We start from the raw sequence: 10,761 nt of genomic DNA on the forward strand, positions 1-10,761 counted from the left end.
GTGGTGCGCGTGGCGGGTTTCCCCCATGGCGGTATTCCGTCACGGGTCAGGTCCTCAAGGTCAGAGCCAGCCCGCACGCGCGGCGTGCCATCCGAGTTGGAGGCGGGTACCGCCTCCGGCGAGGTCGGTCAGCCGGCGCACCCGCCGCTCCACCGTGCGGATGGAGAGGCCGAGTTGGGACGCCGCCCGCCGGTCGGAGATGCCGGCCAGCAGCAGGGCGAGGACCTCCAGCTCCTCCTTGGTGGGCTGCTGGTCGTCTGCCGGCTCCTCGGCCGCGTCCCCGGTGCTGGTGTACATCGGCCGGGCGTGCGCCCATTCCCGCTCGAAGAGATGGACCAGGGCCGTGAGCAGGCCGCTGCGGTGCACCACGATCGCGCTCGGCTCGCCGCCGGAGTCCGACATGTCCAGGGGCACCATGGCGCGTTCGCGGTCCGCGACGATCATCTTCAGCGGCAGCGAGTCGGCGAGCCGGAGTTCGACGCCCGCCGTGACGGCCGTGCGCACCTCCTGCACGATGTCGTGGCTGTCGAGGTAGTCCTTGGCGGCCACGACCCGGAAGTCGACCCCGCGGTTCAGGGCGGAGCTCTCCGACGCGTCGCTGTCCTCACGCGGCACCGCGACGGGCGCGCCGACCATGAAGAACAGCAGCTCCCGCTGGGCGCCGCACTGGAGTTGGTGGAACCGGTGGGCGACCTGCTCCACGCCGACGACCACCTCCACGACGCCGCCGGCGGTCTGCGCGGCGGTGTTGCGGTACTGCTCGCTCAGCTGGGCGTACGCGGTCTCCGCCAGGTGCATGGCGTTGCGCTGCTCGACGAGGAGGGGCGCGAGGGCCACGGACGGCGGCGTGAGCCGGTAGCGCACCGGCGGGCGGCCGGGGCCGGGTTCGGCCGGTCCGGGCATCCCGGCCTCGGTGGCGACGGCCACCAGGCCGCGCGCCGCGAGGTCACGCAGGATCCGGTCGCTCTCAGCATCATCGAGCCCGGTCTGCACGGCGAGCTCCTGCGCGGAGGCCGGCGGGTGCGCCAACAAGGCGGTGTAGACAGCCTCTTCGGACCCACCCAGACCCAGCGCCTCCAGCATCGGTCCCCCTCGCGCGGCCAGCGTCTCCGTCCCCGGCACGACGGCGAGCGCGCGGGCCGGCTTTCTTCCCGGCCGAACCCTATCCCCCGGTCAGCGCGTCGCCCCCGCGGCGGCCGGGGAGTCAGGTGCCCCGGCCGGGGCGACAGGGGTCAGCGGCGGGTGCCGCAGGTCGGGCAGAAGGCGGCGCCCTGGGGGACGGCGGTCTGGCAGGACGAGCAGCTGTCGTCCTGGGCCATGCGATGGCCGCAGCCGGGGCAGAACGGGGTGCCGTGGGTCTCGGCGCGGCACTGCGGGCACACCAGTTGGCGCGGCGCGGCGGCGTCGAATCCCGTGCCCGCCTGCTGTCCGGCGGCGTACGCCTGCTCGGAGACCATGTCGTTCAGGCCGCGCTGGCGGGCGGCGACGGCCTCGGCGGCCGTGTCGGGCGCACAGGTCAGGCAGATGCCCTGGCCGGCGTTCCAGCAGCGGTTGCAGACGTAGTGGGTGCAGCGGGGGCAACGGTTGAAGTGGCCCTCGGCGTTGCTGATCGCCCGCTGGAAGGCGGCGTCGCGGGCGCTTCCGTATCCGGCGCCGGCCAGGCCGTCGGCGGCGCTGGACACGCCGCTTCCGGTGCGGCCCAGCATCCCCCAGGCGGCGCTGACGCCCTTGTTGACCCAACTGGCCATCCGGGCACCGGTGTAGGGCTCGAACGGCGAGCGCCAGGTGTCGTAGCAGCGGCCGCAGGAGAACTCGAACTGGAACCCCGCACCCGTTCCGTTCTGCTCGCACAGGTCACGGTAGTTGTTGCTGAAGTAGATCTCCGCACCACTCATGCCACGCCTCCCCTGGCGCCGGGACGGGGCCCGTGCCCCGCCGTCTCCACCGTCGCGGACGTCACCCGCGTCCTTCCGGTTCCCGCCGGCGCGGCGGCCGGTCGAGCGGCCGCGGCGGTGGGCAGCACCACTGTGACACACGCGAAACGCCGTCCTGCACAAGGGTGTTGACCGTGAGCACGGTGGAATCCGTGGGGCGACTGGGACACGTCGTGCTGCCGCATGGCGCCCCCACCAGGCAGGCGGGGGCGGCTGCCGGCGGCGGGGCGGGACTCGGGGGGCCGGCCCCGCTTCGCCGATCCGGAAGGGGCGGAGTGGGTCAGTTGGCGGGGCCGTGGCAGTGGGCGCTGCCGGTGTCGGTGTAGCCGGTGCCGTTGGCGGCCTGGTAGTCCCAGGAGTAGCCGGCGGGCTTGAGGGTGAAGCGGCTCACGCCGTAGGAAGTGTCGTTGCCGGTCACGCGGTTGGGGGCCTGGTCGGCCGGGGCCAGGGTGTCGAGGCCCTCTCCGCCGGTGCCGATGACGAACTGCGCGATGCCCTTGTGCGGGTCCGCCTGGCCGCTCGGGTTCTGCGGCGCGAACCGCGCGTACAGGTGCTCGTGGCCGTTGAGGACGACGTCGACGCCGGCCTTGTAGAGCAGCGGCCACCAGGCGCTCTGCGACATCCGGCCCTCGTCGGACGGCGAGGCGCTGGCACTGAACGCGGGCTGGTGCCAGTACGCCAGCGTGCAGGCGGCGTGGTCGGTGGACAGGTCGTCACGCAGCCATGCGGTCTGCTCCTTCGCCCAGGCTCCGTCCGGCGAGCAACCGCCGGCCTGCACGGCGCACTCGGCGTTCAGCGAGATGATGTGCCAGGACCCCAGGTCGTAGGAGTACCAGCCCTGCCCGGAGGTGCCGGCCTGCCCGTGGGCGCGGGGCACGGGCTGCCCCTGGGCGTCGGCGAGCGGGCTGCCGGCCGTGTCCAGGCTGCGGCCGTTGTAGTACGAGTAGTAGCCGGAGCCGTCGACGCCCTTCTCCCCGTCCTTGTAGTCGTAGAACTCGTGGTTGCCGGGCGCCGGGCGCTGCAGGTACTTGAACGCTCCGTAGGTCCGGTCGAACGAGCCCATGAAGTCGTTGTAGCGGCCCACCTGGTACTGCTCGTCGCCCAGCAGGGCCACCAGGTCCGGCTGCATGGCCTCGATCTGGTTCGCGGTCAGCGTCTGGGCGCTGTCGCGCGTGCTGTCGCACAGGTACTTGGCGTCGACGCCGGGTTCGTCCCCGTCGGGCTCGCACGCGATGTCGCCGACCGCCGCGAGGACGGCCGTCCGGCCCGAACCCGCCTGGTACGGCCAGGGGTTGTGCTCGGTGTCGGCGGTCGCCGCGGTCGCGGTGAGCAGCAGCGCGCCCGTGGCGGCGGCCAGGGCGGCGACGGTACGACGTCTCATTCCAGCGGCTCCTTCCCCGCTCCGTCCGATCGGAGCGGACGGGCCGACATGCTTGCCCCCGCCGGCGCACGCCACCGCACCGCGAGGCGAACGGCCGGGGGCGCGCAGATGTCCATCCGGTGCCGGCCGATGTCCGACGGGCGTCAGCAGGGCGCCGGACCGGGCGAGTCGGCGTGGAGCCGGGGCCGCCGCGCACCGGGTGTGCGATCATGCCGCCATGCCTGAGGCCTTGCGGGTGCCGGTGCTGCCGGCCGGGGACTTCGTGCTGCGACCGTGGCAGGTGGAGGACCTGCCGCTGGTGCGCGAGGCGTCGTCCGACCCCTACATCCCGCTGCTGACCACCGTTCCTGCGGACTACTCGGACGAGGCGGGCGAGGAGTTCATCAGGCGGCAGTGGCAGCGCGCCGCGGAAGGCGCCGGCTATCCCTTCGTCATCGCCGGCGAGGGCGGACGGCGGCCCCTGGGCGTGGTCTCGCTCCGGATGAAGGACGCGGCCGAGGGGCGGGCGTCCGTGGGCTACTGGATCGTGGACTCGGCGCGCGGGCGGGGCGCCGCTGCGGCGGCCCTGCGGGCGGTCACGGCCTGGGCGTTCGACCACCTGCGGATGGACCGCCTCGAGCTCTACGTCGAGCCGTGGAACACCGCGTCGGCGCGCACCGCGGAGCGGGCCGGCTTCCGGCGCGAGGGCCTGCTGCGCAGCTGGCAGCGCATCGGCGGCGAGCGCCGCGACATGACCATGTACGCGCTGCTGCCCACCGACGGCAGAGGCGAGGGTGAGGGGTGAGGGGTGAGGGGTGAGGGGTGAGGGGTGAGGGGTGAGGGGTGAGGGGTGAGGGGTGAGGGGTGAGACCGTCCAGGCAGCCGGCCGCGCGGCAACCGGACGCCCCGCCCGCTCGCTCCGACAAGGCGTAGTAGTTTAGTAATGAATCGGCAAACCAGACGACGCCTCGTCAGTGGGGAGGGAATCCGCGTGAGCGGCGATCAAGGCCCGGCAGACCGGGCAGGACAGGCAGGGGCCGCCGGCCGCCGTGCCCGCGGCGAGCTGGAGAGCGCCGTCCTGGCGGCCCTGTGGTCGGCGACCGGCCCGTTGACGTCCGCGCAGGTCAACGAGCGCATCGCCGGCGACCTGGCCTACACCACCGTGCTCACCATCCTGTCCCGGCTGTACGACAAGGGGATACTGACGCGCGAGCGCAGCGGGCGCGGTTACGCCTACGCGCCGGTACAGGACGAGGCGGCCCACACCGCCGAGCAGATGCGCTCGCTCCTGGAGGGCGGCCACGATCGGGCCGCCGTGCTCTCCCGGTTCGTCTCCGAGCTGTCCAGCTCCGACGAGCAGCTCCTGCTGCGGCTGCTCAGCGAGCACCCCGCCCCGTAGCCGCCCCGGCCGCCTCGGCCGCGCGCGGCGCGGGAACGTCCGCGGGCGCCGCGAGGGGCACCTGGTCCGGCGTCCCGTGGTCGCGGAGCGGGCCGACGCTCAGACCGCGGTTCCGGCACGCCTCCAGGATCGGCGGCACCGCGGCGAGCGTGGTGCGCCAGGAACCGGTGGCCGAGGTGCAGTCCGAGTCGTGCAGCAGGATCGTGCCGCCGCCGCGCAGGTCGGCGGTGACCGTGCGGTACACGGACTTCGGGGTGGCGCGCCGGCGCCAGTCCTCGCCCCAGCAGGTCCACAGCACGGGGGTGAGGCCGAGGCGGCGGCAGGCGGCGTGCGTCGCGCCGCTCATCACGCCGTACGGCGGCCGGAACAGCGTCGGCGGCCGGCCGACCGTGTCGGCGACCAGGTCGCGGGCGCGCGCCAGGTCGTCGTAGGTGGCCCGCGGTCCGCGCAGCAGCAGCGGCCGGTGCTCCCAGCCGTGGATGCCGATCTCGTGTCCCGCCGCCGCCATCTCCGCGCCGAGGGCCGGGTCGCGCCGGAGCATCGACCCGAGGAGGAAGAACGTGGCGCGCAGGTCGTGGGCGTCCAGCAGGCGCAGGAAGTGCGGCGTGGACAGGTGGTCGGGGCCGTCGTCAAAGGTGAGCGCCACGTGGTCGGGGCGGCCCTTCCCGGCCAGTTGCGGCATGAGCCGGTTGCGGAGCGGCCCGAACGTGGAGATCACGGGTGCCGTGTGGACGGCGACGGCGGTCAGGCCCGCCGCTCCGGCTCCCCAGGCGGCACGGGCGAGTCGGTGCGCGGTCATCAGCGGCCTCCTTGGACCTGGTGGGTGGCGAGGTGCACCGGCGCGTCGCTGTAGGCGTCGGCGACGGGTATCCCGATGGCCAGGGTGACGGTGACGGCCAGGGCGGCGGCCGCGAGGCCGAGCCTGCGCCGGGTCATATAGGCGGCCGGTGTCGCCCGGTCCGGCCGCGCCGTGCCGGCCGGGCGCCCGGACGCGGCCGCGATCGCGGCGGCCGGGCCGGGGCCCGCAGTGGAGAGGGACAAGCCGAGGTGGCGCTGCCGTCTGCCGAGGGGGCCGGACATGAGGGCACGCAGGACGGGGCCGAGCTCGTCGGGCCGTCTGATCCACGCGGCGAGTCCGGCCTGCTCCAGTGCCGCCGCGTTCGTCTGGCCGTGGCCGGGGATGCAGCGGTAGCTGGCCACGGGCAGGCCGCTCGCGAACGCCTCCAGGCTGGTCAGCCCGCCGGCGTTCTGCACGAGGACGTCGGCGGCGCGCATCAGGTCCGGCATGTCGGCGACCCAGCCGTGGGCGTGCTCGATGCCCAGCCGGCGCAGCCGCTGGACCAGCGCGTCGTTGCGTCCGCACACCACGACGGGTACGGCGGCGCCGCTGTCCCGGATCTCCGTGGCCGCCTCCTCCACGCTGCCCACGCCCCACGAGCCGGCGACGAGCAGCGCCACCTTGTCCTCGTCGGGGAGCCCGAAGCGCCTGCGGGCGGCCTCGCGCTCGGCGGGGCCGCCGGGCGTGAACCGCGGGTCGACGACCGGACCGGTGACCGCCACGTCCGCCGCGCCGAGCGCGCGGGCCTGCCCGGCGGGCACGTCGTGCGCGGCCAGATGGCCGTCGATACCGGGGGCGATCCACAGCGGGTGAACGGAGAAGTCGGTGAGGTACGTCAGGGCCGGCACCGCCAGCCGTCCGTTCAGCCGCATCCGGCCCAGGACCTGGCTCGCCCCGGGATAGGTCGACACCACCGCGCAGGTGCCGGGGGCCAGGGCGCGCAGCACCCGTCCTTCGGTGCAGCGCAGCAGCGCGCCGACCAGGGCACCGGGGCGCCCGCACTCCTCGGTGTTGGCGTACAGGTGCTGGTAGCTGCCGGGGGCCAGCGTGAGCATGCGGTGGTAGGTGCCGCGGATCACCGAGCCGGCGCGGGCGGGCAGCAGGTCGAGGAAGTCGTGCCGGTCCACCCCGTACCCGGCGGCCGTCAGGCGGCGGGCGAGTTCGGTGGCCGCGCCGTCGTGGCCCGCGCCGACGCTCGCCGAGACGATCGCGATCCGCCGGGTCCCGGAAGCGGTGAGCGGGAGGCGGGCCGCCGGGCCGCCCTGTCCGGTGGCGGGGCCGTACGGGTGGTGCACTGCTGATCGTCTCCTGACGGCGCTTCGACCACTGGGCGTGCGTCGGCGCACGGCCGCGCGACGCGGGTGAGGGCGACCTGCCGGGCCCGTGACCGGCGAAACGGTGACGTGCGGAGGTCCCGCCGGGAAACTACTACACGATGTAGGAGTTGGATAGCCGCGACCGCCGTCTCACAGGAACGCCAGAGGAAGGGGCCAGACCCCACCCGAAGACCCGTCCACGGGAACACACTCAGGGCACTGCTAAGGTTTGCCTAAGCTAAATTGCGTCGGCGTGACCGGCCGGTCCCGGGGAGGGGCATCCTGATGTGGGACAACGTGTTCCCCAATTTTCTGATCGGCCTGCGGGAGGGACTCGAGGCCGGCCTCGTCGTCTCGATCCTCGTGGCGACCCTGGTCCGCGGCGGCAACAAGGAGCGGCTGCCCCAGGTCTGGACGGGTGTGGCCGCCGCGATCGGACTGTCCCTCAGCTTCGGCGCGGTGCTGACCTTCAGCTCGCAGCAGATGCCGACCACCGCCCAGGAGGCCTTCGGCGGCTTCCTGTCGGTGATCGCGGTGGGCTTCGTCACCGCGATGGTCTTCTGGATGCGCAAGAACGCGCGCAACCTCTCCGGTGAGATCAAGGAGAAGGTGACCGCCGCGCTCACCATGGGCGCCGGCGCCCTGATCATCACCAGCTTCCTCGCGGTGGGCCGCGAGGGACTGGAGACCGCGCTCTTCCTGTGGACCAACGCGCAGACCGCGCACGGCTCCAGCGCGGGCCCGCTGACCGGCGGCGCCATCGGCCTGGTGCTGGCCGCGGTGCTGTGCTGGGCGCTGTACAAGCGCGTGCTGAAGATCAACCTGACCAAGTTCTTCACCTGGACGGGCTTCGGCCTCATCGTCATCGCGGCGGGCGTGCTCGGCTACGGCCTGCGCGACCTCCAGGAGGGCAACGTCCTTCCGGGCGGCGGCGCCTACCTGGTCGACCTGTCCGGACACGTCGACGCCAACTCCTGGTACGCGCAGCTGGTCCAGGGCGTGCTCAACCTCACCACGCAGATGACCTGGCTCCAGGTCGTGGCCTATGTCGCCTACCTCGCCGTGGTGATGACCCTGTTCGTCCGCGGCCTGGCCGCCCCCAAGCCGCCGCCGGCCGCCCGGCCCGCGGCAGCCGTCAGCGGCACCGCGAGCGCCGGGTCCGCCGCGTCCGCCACGCAGCAGGCCGCGGCCGCTTCGGCCGGCGAGACCGCGGCGGCCGCCGAGGGCGGCGCCAAGTCCGGGGTCGCCACCGCGACCGCGGAGGCCGCCGACGCCCCCGCGCCCGCCGCCCGGCAGGCCGCGGCCGCCGAGGCCGCGGAGCCGTCCGGGCCGACGTCCCCCGCCCAGCCGTCCGGGCCGGGGAGGCGCGGCGGCGTGCCGCGCTGGGCCGTACCGGTCGCCGTCATCGCCGTCCCGGCCGTCGTGGCCGGGGTGATGATCGCCGCGTCCGGCGGCAAGAAGGCCGCGGCCGCCACCGTGAGCGTCTCCCCGACCGAGTGCGGCAAGGGCTTCACCGGCCCGCAGCCGGGCCGGCAGACCTTCGAGATGCACAACACCGGCTCGCAGACTTCCGAGGTCTACCTGATCGACCCGGCCAGCAACGCCGTGTACGGCGAGATCGAGGGCCTGGCCCCCGGCACCACCCGCTCGCTGACCGCCACCCTCGGCGCCGGCTCGTACGCCTGGCGCTGCGTCCCCACCGGCGGAAAGGCCGTCACCTCCGCGGCGGTCCGGGTCAGCGGCGGCGGCTCGGTGCACGCCGTGCTGCCCGTCGCGGAGTCCGACCTGGCCGGCCCGCTCGCCTCCTACCGGACCTACGTCGACGCGGGCCTGGCCACGCTGCAGACCGACACCGCGAAGCTCGCCGCCGACCTGCACGCGGGCAACCTGGCCCAGGCGAAGCAGGACTGGCTGACCGCGCACACCCGGTACGCCTCCCTCGGCGCCGCCTACGGCACCTTCGCCGACTTCGACAGCAAGATCAACGGGCGGGCCGACGGCCTCCCGGACGGCGTGCACGACAAGGACTTCACCGGCTTCCTGCGCCTGGAGTACGGCCTGTGGCACGGCGAGTCCGCCGCGTCCCTGGCCGGCACCGCCGACCAGCTCGCCACCGACGTCACCGGGCTGCGGAAGGCCTTCCCCACACAGGACTTCGACCCGGGCGACCTGCCGCTGCGCACCCACGAGATCCTGGAGAACACCCTCCAGTTCGAGCTCACCGGCGACACCGACGAGGGCAGCGGCACGAACCTGGCCACCGCGCAGGCCAACCTGGCCGGCACCCGGGAACTGCTCGGCGTGCTCCGCCCGCTGATCGCCAAGCGCAGCCCCGAACTGCTCGGCACCGTCGACGCCGACATCGCCCGGGTCGCCGGCCTCCTGCAGCAGGCCCAGCGCCCCGGCAACGGCTGGACGCCGGTCGAGCAGCTCGACGCGAAGACCCGCACCACCCTCAACGGCGCGGTCGGCCAGCTGTTGGAAGACCTCGCTCCTGTCCCCGACCTGCTCGAGATCCGGAAGTCCGCCTGATGACCAGCGTCGACCCCCAGCCTTCCCGCGCCACCGGCTCCTGCCCCTTCGGTTTCGGCGGCTCGCGGCGTGACTTCGTCAAGACCGCCCTGGGCGCCGGTGCCGCGGGCGCGGCGCTGGCCTCCGGCGCGCTGGCCCTGACCGGCGCGTCACCGGCCGCAGCCGACAGCCCGGACCCGGCCGACGCCGGCACCGTCTCCTTCGAGGGCGCCCACCAGGCGGGCGTGATCACGCCGCCCCAGGAGCACGGGGTGTTCCTGTCGATGGACGTCATCGCCCAGGACCGCAAGGGCCTGCAGCAGCTGTTCCAGACGCTGACCGAGCGGATCCGCTTCCTCACTTCCGGGGGCACTCCCCCGGACCTCGGCGTCGGCGCGCCGCCGTCGGACAACGGCATCCTCGGCCCGGTCGTCCCCGCCGACAACCTGACCGTGACGGTCGGCGTGGGCGCGAGCCTGTTCGACGACCGGTACGGGCTGGCCGCGCGGCGGCCGACGAAGCTCACGCCGATGCGGACGTTCCCCAACGACAACCTGACGCCGGCCGAGTGCCACGGCGACCTCAGCCTGCAGATCTGCGCCTCGCACCAGGACACCGTGCTGCACGCGATGCGCGACATCGCCCGGCACACCCGCGGCCTGATGCAGGTGAAGTGGCGGATCGACGGCTTCCAGTCGCCGTCCCGGCCCACCGGAGCCCAGCGCAACCTGCTCGGTTTCAAGGACGGCATCGCCAACCCGGACACCTCCTCGGGCCGCGAGATGGACCGGCTGATCTGGGTCACCCCCACGACCGGCGAGCCCGCCTGGGCGGTGGGCGGCAGCTACCAGGTGATCCGCATCATCCGGATGCTCGTGGAGTTCTGGGACCGGGTCTCGCTCACCGAGCAGGAGAAGATGTTCGGCCGCCGCAAGGACACCGGGGCGCCCCTGGACGGCGCGGTGGAGACCGACATCCCCGACTACGCCAAGGACCCGCAGGGCACCGCGATCCCGCTGGACTCCCACATCCGCCTGGCCAACCCACGCACCGCGAAGACCGACGACTCCCGGATCCTGCGCCGCGGCTACAACTACGACCGCGGCATCGACGCGGTGGGCAACCTCGACATGGGCCTGGTCTTCGCCTGCTACCAGCAGGACGTGGTGCGCCAGTTCGAGGCCACACAGACCCGGCTGATCGACGAGCCCCTGGTGGACTACATCTCCCCGACCGGCGGCGGGTACTTCTTCGTCCTGCCCGGCGTGAAGGGTGCCGGCGACTGGCTCGGCAAGGGGCTGCTCGCGGCCTGACCGCCAGCATCCGCTCCGCCAAAACGCCCCTCGTGCCTCTTGCACGAGGGGCGTCCGGGTTCCGGGGACGGACCGGGCCGGGCCGGGCCG

The 10,761-nt window shown here is 73.9% G+C and carries 9 protein-coding genes; 4 read left to right on the forward strand and 5 right to left on the reverse strand.

Annotation, left to right across the window (positions count from 1 at the left end):
- Nucleotides 1-60: 60 nt before the first annotated feature.
- The 3 genes from ACH4TG_RS13195 to ACH4TG_RS13205 all read right to left on the reverse strand — a co-directional run bounded on the left by ACH4TG_RS13195 (nucleotide 61) and on the right by ACH4TG_RS13205 (nucleotide 3,315).
- Nucleotides 61-1,083, reverse strand: coding sequence for a TrmB family transcriptional regulator (locus ACH4TG_RS13195; RefSeq protein ID WP_398242315.1), 1,023 nt, complete (start codon nucleotides 1,081-1,083; stop codon nucleotides 61-63).
- 149 nt (nucleotides 1,084-1,232) lie between these two features.
- On the reverse strand, nucleotides 1,233-1,895 hold the full coding sequence (locus ACH4TG_RS13200) for a zinc ribbon domain-containing protein (RefSeq protein ID WP_398242316.1): 663 nt from the start codon (nucleotides 1,893-1,895) through the stop codon (nucleotides 1,233-1,235).
- Nucleotides 1,896-2,214: 319 nt separating this feature from the next.
- Nucleotides 2,215-3,315 carry a metallophosphoesterase family protein gene (locus ACH4TG_RS13205; protein WP_398242317.1) on the reverse strand — a complete coding sequence of 367 codons (1,101 nt, stop codon included), beginning with the start codon at nucleotides 3,313-3,315 and terminating at the stop codon, nucleotides 2,215-2,217.
- 217 nt (nucleotides 3,316-3,532) lie between these two features.
- Between ACH4TG_RS13205 and ACH4TG_RS13210 the strand changes: the two genes are divergently transcribed.
- Both ACH4TG_RS13210 and ACH4TG_RS13215 read left to right on the forward strand, forming a co-directional pair.
- Complete coding sequence (locus ACH4TG_RS13210; RefSeq protein WP_398242318.1) at nucleotides 3,533-4,099, forward strand: GNAT family N-acetyltransferase; 567 nt, start codon at nucleotides 3,533-3,535, stop codon at nucleotides 4,097-4,099.
- A 186-nt stretch (nucleotides 4,100-4,285) separates the two neighbouring features.
- Nucleotides 4,286-4,693 (forward strand): BlaI/MecI/CopY family transcriptional regulator, encoded by a 408-nt coding sequence (locus tag ACH4TG_RS13215; RefSeq protein ID WP_398242319.1) that lies wholly within the window; start codon nucleotides 4,286-4,288, stop codon nucleotides 4,691-4,693.
- Here ACH4TG_RS13215 and ACH4TG_RS13220 read toward each other — a convergent pair.
- On the reverse strand, nucleotides 4,671-5,492 hold the full coding sequence (locus ACH4TG_RS13220; protein WP_398242320.1) for a polysaccharide deacetylase family protein: 822 nt from the start codon (nucleotides 5,490-5,492) through the stop codon (nucleotides 4,671-4,673). The two genes, ACH4TG_RS13215 and ACH4TG_RS13220, sit on opposite strands and share 23 nt — an antisense overlap.
- Nucleotides 5,492-6,826 (reverse strand): glycosyltransferase, encoded by a 1,335-nt coding sequence (locus ACH4TG_RS13225; RefSeq protein ID WP_398242321.1) that lies wholly within the window; start codon nucleotides 6,824-6,826, stop codon nucleotides 5,492-5,494. The genes ACH4TG_RS13220 and ACH4TG_RS13225 overlap by 1 nt, the downstream gene beginning before the upstream one ends.
- Before the next feature lie 306 nt (nucleotides 6,827-7,132).
- Between ACH4TG_RS13225 and efeU the strand changes: the two genes are divergently transcribed.
- Entirely contained in the window at nucleotides 7,133-9,379 is a 2,247-nt protein-coding gene (gene efeU, locus ACH4TG_RS13230) for an iron uptake transporter permease EfeU (protein WP_398242322.1), read from the forward strand.
- Nucleotides 9,379-10,671: an iron uptake transporter deferrochelatase/peroxidase subunit gene (efeB, locus tag ACH4TG_RS13235; RefSeq protein ID WP_398242323.1), complete on the forward strand. Its 1,293-nt coding sequence runs from the start codon at nucleotides 9,379-9,381 to the stop codon at nucleotides 10,669-10,671. The genes efeU and efeB overlap by 1 nt, the downstream gene beginning before the upstream one ends.
- Nucleotides 10,672-10,761: the final 90 nt, after the last annotated feature.

It is taken from the genome of Streptomyces sp. NPDC020917, from assembly GCF_044333795.1.
Lineage (GTDB): Bacteria > Actinomycetota > Actinomycetes > Streptomycetales > Streptomycetaceae > Actinacidiphila.

Excerpts from the sequence above, each read along its gene's own strand:
- ACH4TG_RS13200 (WP_398242316.1), bottom strand. The coding sequence starts at position 1,895 with ATGAGTGGTGCGGAGATCTACTTCAGCAACAACTACCGTGACCTGTGC.
- ACH4TG_RS13220 (WP_398242320.1), bottom strand. The coding sequence starts at position 5,492 with ATGACCGCGCACCGACTCGCCCGTGCCGCCTGGGGAGCCGGAGCGGCG.
- efeU (WP_398242322.1), top strand. The coding sequence starts at position 7,133 with ATGTGGGACAACGTGTTCCCCAATTTTCTGATCGGCCTGCGGGAGGGA.
- ACH4TG_RS13195 (WP_398242315.1), bottom strand. The coding sequence starts at position 1,083 with ATGCTGGAGGCGCTGGGTCTGGGTGGGTCCGAAGAGGCTGTCTACACC.
- ACH4TG_RS13205 (WP_398242317.1), bottom strand. The coding sequence starts at position 3,315 with ATGAGACGTCGTACCGTCGCCGCCCTGGCCGCCGCCACGGGCGCGCTG.
- ACH4TG_RS13210 (WP_398242318.1), top strand. The coding sequence starts at position 3,533 with ATGCCTGAGGCCTTGCGGGTGCCGGTGCTGCCGGCCGGGGACTTCGTG.
- efeB (WP_398242323.1), top strand. The coding sequence starts at position 9,379 with ATGACCAGCGTCGACCCCCAGCCTTCCCGCGCCACCGGCTCCTGCCCC.